General features: G+C 58.7%; 14 protein-coding genes and 1 tRNA gene. 7 read left to right on the top strand and 8 right to left on the bottom strand.

Annotated features, from left to right (window positions below):
* Window positions 1-33 precede the first annotated feature (33 nt).
* Together smpB and dapA are read right to left on the bottom strand one after the other, a co-directional pair.
* The gene (gene smpB, locus MRBLRC7O_RS03395; RefSeq protein ID WP_003509959.1) at window positions 34-516 is read right to left on the bottom strand and encodes an SsrA-binding protein SmpB; all 483 of its coding nucleotides are present in this window, start codon (window positions 514-516) and stop codon (window positions 34-36) included.
* Between the two features lie 161 nt (window positions 517-677).
* Window positions 678-1,562, bottom strand: coding sequence for a 4-hydroxy-tetrahydrodipicolinate synthase (dapA, locus tag MRBLRC7O_RS03390; RefSeq protein WP_003509960.1), 885 nt, complete (start codon window positions 1,560-1,562; stop codon window positions 678-680).
* A 362-nt stretch (window positions 1,563-1,924) separates the two neighbouring features.
* Between dapA and MRBLRC7O_RS03385 the strand changes: the two genes are divergently transcribed.
* On the top strand, window positions 1,925-3,997 hold the full coding sequence (locus MRBLRC7O_RS03385; RefSeq protein WP_162690762.1) for a lytic transglycosylase domain-containing protein: 2,073 nt from the start codon (window positions 1,925-1,927) through the stop codon (window positions 3,995-3,997).
* 170 nt (window positions 3,998-4,167) lie between these two features.
* Here the strand turns inward: MRBLRC7O_RS03385 and MRBLRC7O_RS03380 are convergent, their stop codons facing one another.
* Window positions 4,168-5,190, bottom strand: a complete 1,023-nt coding sequence (locus MRBLRC7O_RS03380; RefSeq protein ID WP_080866035.1) for a porin — start codon at window positions 5,188-5,190, stop codon at window positions 4,168-4,170.
* A gap of 608 nt (window positions 5,191-5,798) precedes the next feature.
* Window positions 5,799-6,815, bottom strand: a complete 1,017-nt coding sequence (locus tag MRBLRC7O_RS03375) for a porin (RefSeq protein WP_080866034.1) — start codon at window positions 6,813-6,815, stop codon at window positions 5,799-5,801.
* 425 nt (window positions 6,816-7,240) lie between these two features.
* Between MRBLRC7O_RS03375 and MRBLRC7O_RS03370 the strand changes: the two genes are divergently transcribed.
* Window positions 7,241-7,378 carry a hypothetical protein gene (locus MRBLRC7O_RS03370; protein ID WP_162690761.1) on the top strand — a complete coding sequence of 46 codons (138 nt, stop codon included), beginning with the start codon at window positions 7,241-7,243 and terminating at the stop codon, window positions 7,376-7,378.
* A 131-nt stretch (window positions 7,379-7,509) separates the two neighbouring features.
* Here the strand turns inward: MRBLRC7O_RS03370 and MRBLRC7O_RS03365 are convergent.
* Window positions 7,510-7,600, bottom strand: a tRNA-Ser gene (locus MRBLRC7O_RS03365).
* 163 nt (window positions 7,601-7,763) lie between these two features.
* Between MRBLRC7O_RS03365 and MRBLRC7O_RS03360 the strand changes: the two genes are divergently transcribed.
* Together MRBLRC7O_RS03360 and MRBLRC7O_RS03355 are read left to right on the top strand one after the other, a co-directional pair.
* Window positions 7,764-8,105, top strand: a complete 342-nt coding sequence (locus MRBLRC7O_RS03360) for a hypothetical protein (protein ID WP_003509967.1) — start codon at window positions 7,764-7,766, stop codon at window positions 8,103-8,105.
* A gap of 89 nt (window positions 8,106-8,194) precedes the next feature.
* Window positions 8,195-8,371 carry a hypothetical protein gene (locus MRBLRC7O_RS03355; RefSeq protein ID WP_162993007.1) on the top strand — a complete coding sequence of 59 codons (177 nt, stop codon included), beginning with the start codon at window positions 8,195-8,197 and terminating at the stop codon, window positions 8,369-8,371.
* A 1-nt stretch (window position 8,372) separates the two neighbouring features.
* Here the strand turns inward: MRBLRC7O_RS03355 and MRBLRC7O_RS03350 are convergent, their stop codons facing one another.
* Both MRBLRC7O_RS03350 and MRBLRC7O_RS03345 read right to left on the bottom strand, forming a co-directional pair.
* Window positions 8,373-9,173, bottom strand: a complete 801-nt coding sequence (locus MRBLRC7O_RS03350; protein ID WP_003509969.1) for an aldolase/citrate lyase family protein — start codon at window positions 9,171-9,173, stop codon at window positions 8,373-8,375.
* A 7-nt stretch (window positions 9,174-9,180) separates the two neighbouring features.
* Entirely contained in the window at window positions 9,181-10,398 is a 1,218-nt protein-coding gene (locus tag MRBLRC7O_RS03345) for an NAD(P)/FAD-dependent oxidoreductase (RefSeq protein WP_065694919.1), read from the bottom strand.
* Window positions 10,399-10,725: 327 nt separating this feature from the next.
* Between MRBLRC7O_RS03345 and MRBLRC7O_RS03340 the strand changes: the two genes are divergently transcribed.
* Window positions 10,726-11,073: a hypothetical protein gene (locus MRBLRC7O_RS03340; RefSeq protein ID WP_020809747.1), complete on the top strand. Its 348-nt coding sequence runs from the start codon at window positions 10,726-10,728 to the stop codon at window positions 11,071-11,073.
* Between the two features lie 156 nt (window positions 11,074-11,229).
* On the top strand, window positions 11,230-12,342 hold the full coding sequence (locus tag MRBLRC7O_RS03335; RefSeq protein WP_003509973.1) for a pyridoxal phosphate-dependent aminotransferase: 1,113 nt from the start codon (window positions 11,230-11,232) through the stop codon (window positions 12,340-12,342).
* A gap of 304 nt (window positions 12,343-12,646) precedes the next feature.
* Here the strand turns inward: MRBLRC7O_RS03335 and MRBLRC7O_RS03330 are convergent, their stop codons facing one another.
* Window positions 12,647-12,910 (bottom strand): SEL1-like repeat protein, encoded by a 264-nt coding sequence (locus MRBLRC7O_RS03330; protein ID WP_003509974.1) that lies wholly within the window; start codon window positions 12,908-12,910, stop codon window positions 12,647-12,649.
* A gap of 603 nt (window positions 12,911-13,513) precedes the next feature.
* On the opposite strand from MRBLRC7O_RS03330, the gene MRBLRC7O_RS03325 reads away from it, so the two are divergent.
* Window positions 13,514-13,852 (top strand): DUF2147 domain-containing protein, encoded by a 339-nt coding sequence (locus MRBLRC7O_RS03325; RefSeq protein WP_003509976.1) that lies wholly within the window; start codon window positions 13,514-13,516, stop codon window positions 13,850-13,852.
* Window positions 13,853-13,862 lie beyond the last annotated feature (10 nt).

Genomic DNA, 13,862 nt, shown 5'->3' with positions numbered 1-13,862 from the left:
AGCAAGCCCCTGCCCGGCAAAATTTATTGCCGCTCAGGCGTTGCCACCCTTCAGCAAGCGCGACTTCTGCCGGTTCCAGTCGCGTTCCTTCTCGGTCTCGCGCTTGTCGTGCAGCTTCTTGCCCTTGGCGAGCGCCAGTTCCAGCTTCGCGCGGCCTTTTTCGTTGAAATAGACCTTCAAGGGTACCAGCGTCATGCCTTCGCGGTTGATACCGGCGCGCAGGCGGTTGATCTCGCGCTTGCTCAAAAGCAGCTTGCGACGGCGGCGCGGCTCGTGGTTGAAGCGGTTGGCCTGCAGATATTCCGGCAGGTGGGAATTGATGAGCCAGATTTCATCGCCCTCGTCCGACGCGTAGGATTCGGCGATATTCGCCTTGCCTTCGCGCAGCGACTTGACCTCGGTGCCGGTCAGCACGAGCCCTGCTTCATAGGTATCGATGATTTCGTAGTTGAAACGGGCCTTGCGGTTTTCCGCAACGATCTTGTTCACCACGCGCTGGCTGCCTTTGGGGGCCATGATATTTCAATCCCTTGTTTTTCTTATTGCGCCTTCGGCTTACCGCCGAGAGCGGTTTTCGAACCTCTATTTAATGTTGTCGTCGCAAAAAGAAAAGGCGCGCCGAACGGCTTCTGTTTCGAAGCGGTCCATGGCGCGCCTTTTAGGTTTTCAGGCGTGTCTCAGTTCATCAGGCCGGCATGCTTCAGCGCCGCATCGATGGCCGCTTCCGTTGCCGGTTCCAGCGTGCTCATCAAGGGCGAACGGACCCGGCGATTGCCGCCGCGGGTCTTCGACAGCGCATATTTGGTGCCGCAGACGCCGGGCTCCATGAAGATGGCCTTGTGCAGCGGCATCAGGCGATCCTGATATTCCAGCGCCTTGGCGTAATCACCGGCGAGCATCGCCGCCTGGAATTCCGAACAGAGGCGCGGCGCGACATTGGCGGAGACAGAAATGCAGCCGACGCCGCCATGGGCGTTGAAACCGAGCGCCGTACCATCCTCACCCGAAAGCTGGATAAAATCCTTGCCGCAGGAAATACGCTGTTCGGAAACACGATCGATCTTGCCCGTCGCATCCTTCACACCGACGATGTTCTTATGCGCCTTGACCAAGGCGCCCATGGTTTCCGGCGACATATCCACCACCGAGCGCGGCGGGATATTGTAGATGACGATCGGCAGCTTCACCGCTTCTGCCACGGCAGAAAAATGGGCGAACAGGCCCTTCTGGGTCGGCTTGTTGTAATAAGGCGTCACCACCAGCAGCGCATCCGCACCGGCTTCCTGCGCGTGCAGCGCAAGCTCGATCGCCTCATCGGTATTGTTGGAGCCAGCGCCCGCAATGACCGGAACCCGTTTCGCCGCTACCTCGATGCACAGCTCGACGACACGTTTGTGCTCGTCGTGGGAGAGGGTTGGAGATTCCCCCGTCGTGCCCACGGGCACAAGTCCGTTGCTGCCTTCGGCGATCTGCCATTCCACATGGGCGGCAAACGCCTGTTCGTCCACGGCGCCATTGTCCGTGAACGGGGTAATGAGGGCGGGAATTGATCCCTTGAACATGCAAAGCTCCTGGCGCCGAGCCGGTTCATGCTTCGGCCGCATTCGATGGTTAAAACCGGCACACATTAGAGCCAGCCCTTGGCGCCGACAAGCGCAAAGGCAGCGTATTTTGTCCGAAATTGTCGGAAGTGTGACAGTCTCCGGACCGTGATCGGCAAGCACAAAAGGCCGGTGCCGAAAAGAGACGTCGCTCGCGGGCCGGTGAATAAAAGTTGATTGAATTGCGAGGCGGTTATTAAGATTTCATTAAGGCTGAAATCCCAAGATTCCGGTGCGGGACATCAGACCGTTTTCGGCAATCCCGCTGCAATGAAACGATATTACAAGAAAGTCGACAAATCCGTTACACGATGAAGAGCGGCATGAAAAAGACAGTCTGGGGATTGATGGCGGCGGGCCTTGCCGCAACCGTTTGGAACGCACTGGCCGGGCCGCTGCCGGAAGGTGCGGCGCCGCTTCCCTATGTCAAGCCGAATGCACCTGCTGTTCCGGCCTTCATGCCGGCCTCGCCCGAGATCACCGGCGCCATACCGCGCCTCAACCGCCCCGATGACACAAGCCAGTTGAAGGCAGGTCTCGACGCGCTTTCGAGCCGTGATGCGGCCCGCGCGATTGCGCTGCGCAACACCATGCCGACCGGCAGCCTTGACCGCCATATCCTCACCTGGGCTATTGCCGTTTCCGGCCAGAAGGACGTCGCTTCCGCCGAAATTGCCGCTGCCCAGCGCGAGCTCTCCGGCTGGCCGGGTGCGGCGACGCTGCGCGCCAATTCCGAAAAAGCGCTTTACCGCGAAGATCCGCCCGCACCCCAGGTGCTTGCCGCCTTCGGCAATAGCCGTCCAGAAACCGCCGAAGGCGCCGTGGTGTTCGCCAAGGCGCTCGCCTCCTCCGGCAAGGGTGCGGAATCGCAGAGTCTCATTCGCCAGCTCTGGGTCAGCGAAGGCATGGACAAGGACATGGAAGACCGTGTGCTTGCCGAGTTTCCCGCCTATCTGACGCCCGCCGACCATAAGGCGCGCATGGACTATCTGATGTATCGCAGCCGCATCAGCCAGGCGAAGCGTTTTGGTGATCTCGGCAAGGCGCAGTCGCTTTACAACGCCTGGGCGGCCGTGCTGCAGCGCTCCGCAACCGCAACCGCGCTCCTCGGCAAGGTCGACGCCTCCTGGCGTAGCGACCCTGCTTATCTCTTCGCGCGGGTGGAAAACCTGCGCAACCAGCAGAAATACCCCGAAGCAGCAGCCCTTCTGCGACAGGCGCCGAAGGAAGCGGCCAAGCTCGTTAATGCCGGCGAATGGTGGAACGAGCGCCGTATCATCGCCCGCGGCGTCGCCGATCTCGGTGATTTCGCCGAGGCCTATCGCATTGTCGCCAATCATTCTGCCACCTCGGCGGTCGATACCGCCGATGCGGAATTCCATGCCGGCTGGTACGCGCTGAGGGCGCTGCGCGACCCGGCGACGGCTTCGCGTCACTTCAACACGCTGCTTCAGACCTCGAACCGGCCGCTTTCGGCGTCGCGCGCCTATTATTGGCTAGGTCGGGCGGCGGAAGCCGGTGGACCGGGCGACGCCCGCGACTTCTTCACCAAGGCAGCCGCTCACCCCGGCACGTTTTACGGCCAGCTCGCCGCCGCGCGAATCGGCGCAAAAACATTAAACGTCACCTATCCGAGCCCCAGCAGCAGCGACCGCGAACGTTTCGCCGGCCGAGAAGCCGTACGCGCCATCGACCGGCTGGAGGCGGCCGGTTACGGCTGGCGTGCCGACAGCCTTTATCGGTCGCTTGCGGAACAGCTCGACAGTCCCGGCGAGCTTGCCATTCTGGCGGCAAGGGCTGAGGGCAACGGCAATCACCAGGTCTCGCTGCAGATCGGCAAGACGGCCTTCAGCCGCGGCATCGATGCGGCAGCGCTCGCCTATCCGCTCGGCGTCATTCCCGCCAGCGCCAATATTGCCGGCTCCGGCAAGGCGCTCGCCTATGCGATTGCCCGGCAGGAAAGCGCTTTCAATCCCGCCGCCGTCTCCGCCGCCAATGCCCGCGGCCTGCTGCAACTACTGCCCGGAACCGCCAAGGGCGTGGCCGGCCGCCACGGCCTGCCCTACACGCAGGCAATGCTGACCAGCGATGCGGGCTACAACGCCACGCTCGGCGCGCATTATCTCGGCGAGCAGATCGACAGCTTCGGCGGCTCCTACATCCTCACCTTCATCGCCTATAATGCCGGACCGAAACGCGTGCCGGAATGGATCTCCCGATATGGCGACCCGCGCGGCAAGCCGATCGACGAGGTGGTCGACTGGATCGAACGCATCCCCTTCCCCGAGACGCGCAATTACGTGCAGCGGGTGATGGAGAATTATCAGGTCTACAAGACACGGCTGGGGCAACAGGCCGATATTGTCGATGATCTGCGCCATGGGCGTGCGGGATAAGGCAGCATTCTTCCGCCAATCGCTGATCGTTCTAAAACATTCAAGCATCGGTTCGCCCGGTGCTTTTTTGTTTTCCGTGTTTGAGTAACGCCTCTCAGCGCCGGAAGCCATCAAACGAAAAACCCCGGCATTTCTGCCGGGGTTTCCATCACTGACAATGTCAGATCAGATTAGAACGTGCGCTGAAGGCGAACGAAGCCGGTGACTTCGTCGTCACGACCATCTTCGTCGTAGTAGTTGGCGGTGATCTTGGTGGCCAGACCTTCGGTGATCTTGTAGTCAACCGTCAGACCAGCAGTCCAAGCGTCACGGTCGCCAACGAAGTCGCCGTCAGCAGGGTTGACGTCCAGCGTACCGAGGTATTCGAAGCCGGGGGTAAGCGTCAGGCGATCGGTTGCCTTGATCGCGTACTCAACGGCAACAGCCCATTCAGACTTTGCGTAGTAAGCGTTGTCGCCAGAAGCCCATACACCAGCAAGACCGAAGGTGCCCGGACCGATATCTGCGAACAGCATGCCGCGGATAGCAACGTTTTCTGCGTCGAAGTCGTAGCTGGCGATCAGGTTAGCCGTAACAGCGCCGAACTTGCCGCCGATCATGCCGCCGATACCGACGTTGTTGTCAGCGCCGTACTGGAACTGGCCGTACGAACCTTCAAGCTCGTCAACCGAGAGAGCAGCCTGGAAAGAACCAGCGTCGTAGGTGTACTTGATCGAGTTGAACAGGGTGTTCGTGGACAGAATGTCGGTTTCGCCATTCAGATCGTCGTCCCACCAGCTGTAGAACTTACCGACCTTCAGGCCGCCGAGTTCAATGAAGGCCTGGTCAACGAAAACGCTGGAACCAGAAGCAGTGCCGTTGTCGGCATTGCCACGGAAGCCGATGAAACCACGCAGAGCACCGAGTTCGGTGTCGGTGCGGGTGTCAACTTCAAACTGGGCGCGCGTGAACGAGTTCCAGTCAGACGTACCCTTGGCATCGCGGCCAAAGTTGGTCTGGAAACGGATGTAACCGCCGAACTTCAGGCAGGTTTCGGTGCCGGGGATGTAGAAGAAGCCGGTGCCGAAAGCGTCGCAAACGCGAACGTATTCAAGGGGCTCAGGCTCGGCAGCGACGATAGCGTCAGCGGCCTGTGCGCCGGATACTGCTGCGAAAGCCGCAGCGGAGCCGATGAGAAGGCTCTTGATGTTCATGGTTGACCTCCAGTCAAACGCCAATTTTCTAAGCAGCGGGTGGGAAAGCACTAACGAATGCGTGCCGCTTATGGTGCTGATTAGAGCCAAAACCTGGCGGACAGGCAATCGCAATCATGACGAAAGGAAGACAGTAAGGTGTCCTTAGTTTTTCATTGTTGCGAAATAGCTACAATTCTAACCGACCCTGGCCCACTTCTTAACGAATCGTTAATTTTTAATTTATTTCAAGCACTTGCGGAAAATGGCAAATCTTTCTCATGAGTCAAATCCGTTGCATAACCAAAATACCGACGCAATCAGGCCATGTGAGATTGTCCAAAAAGCGATTTGCGGCTCTCCAGAATTCACAGGCAGCGCTCAGAATCGACTCGTTGTCTCACCTTCATACATTTCCGGAGGCAGAGGATCCCGAACGAATCAACAGCCGCAATTGCCGTCAAAGGCCAGTCATCCGCTGCGACGCCGGGTCGAAACATCAAAGCCAATCGGCACCCGGCCACTGGTGTGGCGATGATCCCCACACCTCTTTCCGGAAAGACATTGCAGAAACGAAAAAAGCCCGGCTCGAGAGCCGGGCTTTCCATCACTGACAATGTCAGATCAGATTAGAACGAACGCTGAAGGCGAACGAAACCCTTAACCTGGTCGTCACGGTTGTCGATGTCAACGTAGTTAACAGCGATCTTCGTGGAGAGGCCCTGCGTGATCTTGTAGTCGAGCGTCAGACCAGCTGTCCAGCCGTCATCGTTCGAGAAGTCATCCCAGGAAACCAGGCCGTAGTTGCCGTAGTACTGAACGCCGGGGGTGATCGTCAGCTTGTCGGTTGCCTTGATGGCGTATTCCGCAGCAACTGCCCACTCGGAGACGTTGTAGTAAGCGTTTGCGCCGGAAGCCCAAACACCAGCCAGGCCAAGCGTGCCCGGACCAACGTCAGCCGTTGCGATCAGGCGTACAGAGCCGTTTTCGCGGTCGGTGTCGTAGCCACCGATGAGCTGGAAGGAAGCAGCGCCGAGCTTGGCGCCAACGCCGAGAGCAACACCAACGTTGTTGTCGGTTTCGTTAAACGGACCAACAGAGATGCCTTCGAGTTCGTCAACCGAAACGCCTGCCCAGAACGAGCCAGCATCGTAGGTATAACGAATGGAGTTGAACAGAGCGTTGGAAGACAGCTCGTCCGTTTCGCCAGAAAGGCTATCGTCCCACCAGCTGTAGAACTTACCGACCTTCAGGCCGCCGAGTTCGATGAAAGCCTGATCAACGAAAACGCTGGAACCAGAAGCAGAACCGTTGTCGGCATTGCCACGGAAGCCGATGAAGCCACGCAGAGCACCGAGTTCGGTGTCGGTGCGGGTGTCAACTTCGAACTGAGCGCGCGTGAATGAGTTCCAGTCAGACGTACCCTTGGCGTCACGGCCAATGTTGGTCTGGAAACGAACGTAACCGCCGAACTTCAGGCAGGTTTCGGTGCCGGGAATGTAGAAGAAGCCGGTGCCGAAAGCGTCGCAAACGCGAACGTATTCCAGGGGCTCAGGCTCAGCAGCGACGATAGCGTCGGCAGCGTGAGCGCCGGATACTGCTGCGAGAGCCGCAGCGGAGCCGATGAGAAGGCTCTTGATGTTCATGGTTGACCTCCAGTCAAAGTTTTTAAGTGGGTCTGGGTACTTTCGCTGAAGGACAGCATTCCCTGCCCCATTCCCGTGTTCTTAGAAGCCAAACGATCCACCGCCTCGCTTCTGGTGGTGAAAATACAAAAGGTTTCGCCGCTTGCAATCGCCAACATCCGATAAATAGCATTTACGTATATGCTTCATTTCGGTTTGTTGCGGAAACAACACACAGTGCGCACCCGGCCGGGAGACAGCTTTACCATGCGTTAAGAAATTGCTTGAAAATCCGTTAGTTAGCGAGGTTAACAAGGTCTTTCTAAACTACCGGCCTTTTCGGCGAAGCCTTGCCTTGCTGGGCAAGGATAATGGAAATTTTTGCTTCCTCATACCCCTTAACCTGACATGCCGCCACGGCGCTCATGGAGAAAGGATAGAAAACCATGCCGTCTGCCACCGATTCCTCGCGCAACGATTCGACGCACTTGCTCAGCCTTGGTTACGATACTGCCGGCACGATAATTGAAGTCGACACCGCCAAGTCTCTTGATTCGCTCGTTTCTTCCATAATCGAAACCTGAAGAGCGCGGACGTCTGCGGCTTCATGGTGCGAGGTCGACATGGCTGTCGCGCACCGAAGCACGAAGCGCGGGTCGGCTATGATTTGGAGCTGAGGGATATGTAGGGCTGAAGTTTCCGGTCTGTGCCGAAGTGGCGGAGAGGATGGGATTCGAACCCACGATACGCTTTTGACGTATACTCCCTTAGCAGGGGAGCGCCTTCGACCACTCGGCCACCTCTCCGGTGCGGCCTGATTATTGCGTAAAAAAAATGATTGCAAGGCTTTTTCGCCAAGAAGCACAAAAACCTGTTGGCTGAACATCGTCCCCGCGAAACTTTGCGGGCAATTCGGGAACTTCTTGACCGACCGTACGTTCTGCCTTCGGTAACAAAAGAGGTGTTCTAATGGCTCAGACCAAACTGAATGTTGTCGAAGACACGATCGAAAACCAGATTGCGGAGTTGCGTTCGCAGATCGCATCCCTCTCCAAATCCGTATCCGCCCGCGCGGAAGGGGTGAGCGAGGATGCATCCGAATTTCTGGATGAGGCGCGCGGACGCGTCCGCAAGGCCGCGCATAATGTACGCGCCCAGGGCCAGAATGTCGTGGAAGCTGTCAAGGAAAATCCCGGCACGGCAACCTCCCTGCTGACGATCGTTGGCGCACTCGGTTTTGCCATCGGTTATGCCGTCGGCACAAGCACACAGCAGAACTCGTCGAACAGCAGCCTTTATCGCTGGCGCTAATCGCTGCATGGAATTAAAATTCAGGCAAGGCGGGTCAACCCTGCCTTGCCTTTTCGTATGGGTTTGAAATGTAATGAATGGGGGCGGATATGCGGTTCAGCGACGATCTTGAAACGGCTTTGTCGGATTTTGCGAGGGATCACGGCATAGACAGGGATGAGGCCATCCAGCGCATCATTCGCGCCGCCCTTATCAATAGCGGTTATCTCGCCTCCGGCGAAGAAGGCATTCCGCCGGAAAAGCTGAACGCCAGCAACGACGACTGAATTAATATCCCGACCGCGATGGCGCAGGCGCTGCTCCGCCCTTGTAACGGGCCGACAGCGCACGCAGGGTGTTGGCGAATTCCGTGACATCCGCCCCGACGGCGACGAAGGACGCGCCGAGTTCGAGATAACGGCGATTATAGGTTTCATTAAAGGTGAGAATGCCGGCAGCCTTGCCCGCCTTGACGATCTTGACGATGGCCGCCTCAATCACCGCCTGCACTTCCGGCTCGTCTATGCGGCCAAGATAACCCATATCCGCGGCCAGATCCGCCGGGCCGATGAAGACGCCGTCCACGCCCTCCACCGCGAGAATATTATCGAGATCGTTGATCGCCGCGCGCGTTTCGGCCTGCACCAGCAGGCAGACGCTATCGGAGGCGCTGTCGGCATAGTCGGTTATCGTGTTGAAAGCGGAAGCACGGGCAACGGCCGCGCCCATGCCGCGAATACCGCGCGGCGGATAATGCATGGCGCTGACCAGATCCGTGGCCTGGGCAGCGGAATCAACCATCGGCACAAGAAGCGTGCGCGCACCCGCATCCAGAAGCTGCTTGATCATCCAGCTTTCGCCGACCGGCACGCGCACCACGGGTTCCGCGGACGACGTGGCGAGGGCACGCAGCTGGTCGATGATGCTGCGCAGATCGTTCGGCCCATGCTCGCCGTCGATCACCAGCCAGTCGAACCCCGCCGTACCGGCGATTTCCGCCGTGATGGCCTCGCCCATATCGAGCCAGAGGCCGATCTGCGGCTTGCCGGCATGGATGGCGGTTTTGAAACGGTTTTCGGGAGCAGGCATGATATCCTCAGGAAAGCAGTAATTTCAGATCGGCGGAGAAGTCCGCCAGGATGGCGCGATCCGGCTCCGCGCCGGTATCGAGCAGTTTCTTGCCGGCAACATAGGCCTTGGCGTCATTGACGGCATCGACGGCGACGAATCGTCCATCGCGGAAATACCAGACGGACCAGCTGCCTTCGCGCGCACCGGGCCGGAGCACCGTCTCGTCGTAACCCAGGTTGAAGCCGGCAATCTGTAGCTTGGCGTCATATTGATCCGACCAGAACCACGGTTTCGGATCATAGGCGGTTTCAGCCCCGGTGAGCACGGCAGCGGTCGCCTCCGCCTGATCGACCGCATTCTGTACCGATTCGAGACGCACATGCTGGCCTCGCCACGGCAGCAGCGCGCAATCGCCCACCGCATGAATGGCGCTGTCGGATGTGCGGGTATGGTCGTCCACCACGATGCCATTGCCGACATCGAGGCCCGATTCGCGGGCAAGGCGGTCATTCGGCGTCACGCCGATGCCGACGATGACGAAATCGACATCCAGCATCGAGCCGTCGGAGAGTTCGGCAGCGGCCACCCGGCCTTCCATGCCGACAAGGCGCACGAGGCCGGTCTTTTCGCGGATGGAAACGCCATGGGCCTGATGGATGCCGCGCATGATATCGGCGGTTTCTTTCGCCGCCACGCGCTGCAGAATGCGGTCGGCCATCTCGATCAAGGTCACCTCGAGGCCGAGCTTGCGGGCGACGGCGGCCGCTTCAAGGCCGATATAACCGCCGCCGATCACCAGCAGCCTGCGGCCGGGCTTCATCTCCTCCATCAGCCGGTTGGCGTCGCGCTTGTCGCGAACCGTCAGGACGCCTTCGAGATCACCGCCGATGCTGGCGGGCAGCAGGCGAGGTGCGGCCCCGGTTGCCAGGACCAGCCTGTCATAAGAAAGCGTGCTGCCATCCTGCATGCGCACGGTTTTTTCAGCGCGGTCTATCTCCTCCACCCAGGTGGAAAGCCGAATATCGACATTGTTTTCGGCGTACCATTCCTCCGGGCGGAACATCAGCCGGTCGAAACTCATCTCACCGAGAAGGTATTTTTTGGATAGCGGCGGACGCTGGTAAGGATAGGCATCCTCGGAACCGATGATGGTGATGGGGCGCTCGTCCTTCAGCGCCCGAAGCTTCGACGCCAGCGCGAAAGCGGCCTGCCCCGCCCCGACGATTACCAGCCTTCCCGTCACAGTTCACTCCCAGAACAACCACGAAGCGCCGATCCTGCCGACCCTCGCGAAGCCATATTACCGGATCAGGCGTAACGCCAAGTACGGCCCCAGTCAACCGCGCAGCAACGCCAGCCCGGTGCAAGCATGACGCATTATCAGCACAGGCTGCGGCACGACTGCAACCTGATGGGACCGAACGCATTTCCATAGTGGAAACATCGGCTTCCCCAAGGGAAGATTGGTCGAGATCGACACAGACTAGAGATAATTGCGCGCATTTCCTTCATGCCCTGGCAAGGAAGCGGCGTTAAAATCGGCACGAAAGAGGCAATCCGGGAGGTTGTCATGGCTTTACATATGGATATCAGTCAGAACGTCCCACAGGACGAGATGTACGAGAAATTTCAGATCGACCGGCCCGGCAAGATCACCTTCATCGGGCATCATCTCAGCGCCAAGGACACCATGCGCTGCCTGGTGCGGACCATTTCCCTCTACGGCGCCGAGCTGGATGTCAGCCCCGATCTGGAAATGCCGGCCAATTTCTATCTGGAAATTCTGGGCATCCGCGACGAGATCGGCTGCACGCTGATCCGCCGCGAGGAAGAAAAGGCCACGATCGGCTTCAACATGCTGATCGATGCGGAATTCCTGCACCATGTGCGGCGCCTGAGCTTCGAGACCAGCGTCTGACCTTGTCACGACAGGCCGATGGTTTTTCCATCCCTTCTTCGCGACGAAAAATTCTGTTCCAAAACAGCCATGCCGCAACCGGCCGCGCCTTGCGTCCGGTTTTTTTGCACCTATTGTGAGCCGGGTTTTAAACACAGGTACCGGAACTTTCAGCCAATGTCCGCTTTTTCACGCCTTACACCACTTGCCGTCTCGCTTCCCTCCACCGTTCCCTTCGTCGGCCCCGAGGCCATCGAGCGGAACCGCGGTTTGAAGGTGGAGGCGCGAATCGGCGCAAACGAAAGCGGCTTCGGCCCCGCCCCTTCCGTGCTGCTGGCCATGCGCGATGCGGCAGCGGAAACCTGGATGTATAGCGATCCGGAAAATTTCGAGTTGAAGGAAGCGCTTGCCATTCACCACGGCGTTGCACGCGGCAATATTGCCATCGGCAGCGGGGTTGATGGCTTGCTGGGCGAGATCGCCAGGCTGATCGTCGAGCCGGGCACGCCCGTCGTCACCTCGTTTGGCGGCTATCCCACTTTCAATTACCATGTAAATGGTTTTGGCGGGAGACTCGTCACCACGCCCTATGTCGACGATCACGAAGACCTCGACGGTCTTCTCGACCTCGTTAACAGGGAAAATGCGCCGCTGGTCTATTTCGCCAATCCTGATAATCCGATGGGAAGCTGGTGGGAAGCGAGCGAGGTGGTTGCCTTTGCCCGCGCATTGCCGGAAACCTGCCTGCTCATTCTGGACGAAGCCTATTGCGAGACCGCGCCCGCGAGCGCCGTTCCGGCCATCGATGCGCTGATCGGCCAGCCGAACATCCTGCGCATGCGCACCTTCTCGAAAGCCTATGGACTCGCCGGCGCGCGCGTGGGTTACGCCATCGGCACGCTCGGCAATGTCGAAGCCTTCGACAAGATCCGCAACCATTTCGGCATGGCGCGCATTTCGGTCGCCGGTGCCTTGGCGGCGCTGAAGGATCAGGCCTATCTGCATGAAGTCGTTGGCAAAATCTCCGCGACCCGCGAGCGGATTTCGGCAATCGCCCGCGAGAACGGCCTTTCACCGCTCCCCTCCGCCACCAATTTCGTCACCATCGATTGCCACCGCGATGGTGCTTACGCCCGCGCCATCGTCGATGGGTTGATGGAGCATGGTGTGTTCATCCGCATGCCGGGTGTTGCGCCGCTCAACCGCTGCATCCGCGTGAGCGTGGGGCCGGATGACAAGCTTGATCTTTTCGAACAGGCGCTGCCGAAGGTTCTCAAGGCGATCGGGTAAGTTCCCAACCAACCCTCATTCCTGTGCTCGTCACAGGAATGAGGGTTGGAAAGTCCGCACTTGCGCGCATCGATTCAACATCCTCCCGCAAACCCCTGCCCAGGAATCATTTTCCGGCAACGAGAGCTCACCAGACATAAGAAAACCGCGCCGGCCTTGTTCCTGCCGGTCGCGGTTTGATGTGTCAGCGCAAAAGCCCTTTTCAAAGCCCTCGCCGCGTTCCCCTTCGGGTTTACTTTCGTTTTGACCGGTCGTCGGGACTGGAGGGAACCGGACCGGAAATCTCAATAATGGCTTGGGTAAATCAGTGCATCGTCATCCAGTCGCGGGCGGCGCGCAGCGCTTCGGCGAGTTCCGATTTCGTCATGTTGCGGGCGAGATCAGCGCGCAGTGAAGCGGCTCTTTCCGATCCGCGGATCGCGGCGATGTTGAGCCATTTATGCGCTGCGATCAGATCCACCTTGCAGCCCCGGCCGGTCGCATAGACCAGGCCGAGATTGCAAAGAGTGTCGGCGCGGGTTTCGCCACCGGCAGCCATTTCGATATCGCTGATGTCAAAGCGTGCCATTGTTTTAATCCCTGTCTTTCTACCTGTTTCACCATTCGCCTTCTTGTCGAGGCTACCGTCCGGACCCGCCGTCTTTTGCGGCTTTTTTGTCCTTTCGTCCGGCAGGTTTTCCCTGCGCTTTTGATGAGTTCACTATGCCACGGGGCTTTCAACGGTCGCTTAAAAGGCATGATTAATGGGCCGCAAACAAACTGCAAACGATTGGTAAAATTGGGTTTTTGTTAAATATCACGAGCCGCGGAAATTAAGGACTTTGCGGCGAATTTTACGAAAACTTTAGAAATGGATTTAAACCCTTCCTTCACCACGATCAAAACAGCGGTTTTCGAATTCTCCCTTTTTCGCTCCTCCCGCTGCTGCAAATGCCGCGCCGCGGCCACAAATTTCTGTTTCCTTTTACGTGAACGTCAAATACTATCCGCGCTGCCCGTCATGAGGATGAAACGGGCAAAGGATATTGCGGTGTGAGGAGCAATCGTTGCGCCGCAGGGCGGCTTTGGGCCAGAAATGGTGCATTCGCATGCCAAATGGGTTTGATCTGCGCATCGCCTCTTCGGGCCTGTCCGGCCCAGGAAAGCCTGCGCGAATTTCGGGAGGAATTTTATGAAGCGTATGATGACGATTGCCGCCGCCCTCATGCTGAGCGGCAACCTTGCCTTTGCCGGCGAGGCGATCGAAGGCAATTGGAAGACGGCCAGCGGCGAAACCGCCGTGATCGGCCCCTGCGGCGGCGCCTTCTGCGTAACGCTGAAGACCGGCAAACACGCCGGAAAACAGATCGGCAAGCTTGCCGGCAAGGGAAACAGCTATTCCGGCGAAATCACCGATCCCGCCAATGACAAGACCTATAGCGGCTCCGGCACCGTTTCCGGCAACTCGCTGAGCATGAAGGGCTGCGTGCTGAAGGTTCTGTGCAAATCACAGACCTGGACACGGCTGTAATCGACAAGGC

The sequence above is a fragment of the Agrobacterium radiobacter genome, from assembly GCF_040801995.1.
GTDB classification, from domain to species: Bacteria; Pseudomonadota; Alphaproteobacteria; order Rhizobiales; family Rhizobiaceae; genus Agrobacterium; species Agrobacterium radiobacter.
The sequence above is the reverse complement of the archived record's forward strand: the minus strand, read 5'-3'. Positions and strand labels throughout refer to the sequence as shown.

What these genes read in the sequence shown, in the direction of transcription:
- smpB (WP_003509959.1), bottom strand. Translation starts at nt 516, where the DNA reads ATGGCCCCCAAAGGCAGCCAGCGCGTGGTGAACAAGATCGTTGCGGAA.
- dapA (WP_003509960.1), bottom strand. Translation starts at nt 1,562, where the DNA reads ATGTTCAAGGGATCAATTCCCGCCCTCATTACCCCGTTCACGGACAAT.
- MRBLRC7O_RS03385 (WP_162690762.1), top strand. Translation starts at nt 1,925, where the DNA reads ATGAAAAAGACAGTCTGGGGATTGATGGCGGCGGGCCTTGCCGCAACC.
- MRBLRC7O_RS03380 (WP_080866035.1), bottom strand. Translation starts at nt 5,190, where the DNA reads ATGAACATCAAGAGCCTTCTCATCGGCTCCGCTGCGGCTTTCGCAGCA.
- MRBLRC7O_RS03375 (WP_080866034.1), bottom strand. Translation starts at nt 6,815, where the DNA reads ATGAACATCAAGAGCCTTCTCATCGGCTCCGCTGCGGCTCTCGCAGCA.
- MRBLRC7O_RS03370 (WP_162690761.1), top strand. Translation starts at nt 7,241, where the DNA reads ATGCCGTCTGCCACCGATTCCTCGCGCAACGATTCGACGCACTTGCTC.
- MRBLRC7O_RS03360 (WP_003509967.1), top strand. Translation starts at nt 7,764, where the DNA reads ATGGCTCAGACCAAACTGAATGTTGTCGAAGACACGATCGAAAACCAG.
- MRBLRC7O_RS03355 (WP_162993007.1), top strand. Translation starts at nt 8,195, where the DNA reads ATGCGGTTCAGCGACGATCTTGAAACGGCTTTGTCGGATTTTGCGAGG.
- MRBLRC7O_RS03350 (WP_003509969.1), bottom strand. Translation starts at nt 9,173, where the DNA reads ATGCCTGCTCCCGAAAACCGTTTCAAAACCGCCATCCATGCCGGCAAG.
- MRBLRC7O_RS03340 (WP_020809747.1), top strand. Translation starts at nt 10,726, where the DNA reads ATGGCTTTACATATGGATATCAGTCAGAACGTCCCACAGGACGAGATG.
- MRBLRC7O_RS03335 (WP_003509973.1), top strand. Translation starts at nt 11,230, where the DNA reads ATGTCCGCTTTTTCACGCCTTACACCACTTGCCGTCTCGCTTCCCTCC.
- MRBLRC7O_RS03330 (WP_003509974.1), bottom strand. Translation starts at nt 12,910, where the DNA reads ATGGCACGCTTTGACATCAGCGATATCGAAATGGCTGCCGGTGGCGAA.
- MRBLRC7O_RS03325 (WP_003509976.1), top strand. Translation starts at nt 13,514, where the DNA reads ATGAAGCGTATGATGACGATTGCCGCCGCCCTCATGCTGAGCGGCAAC.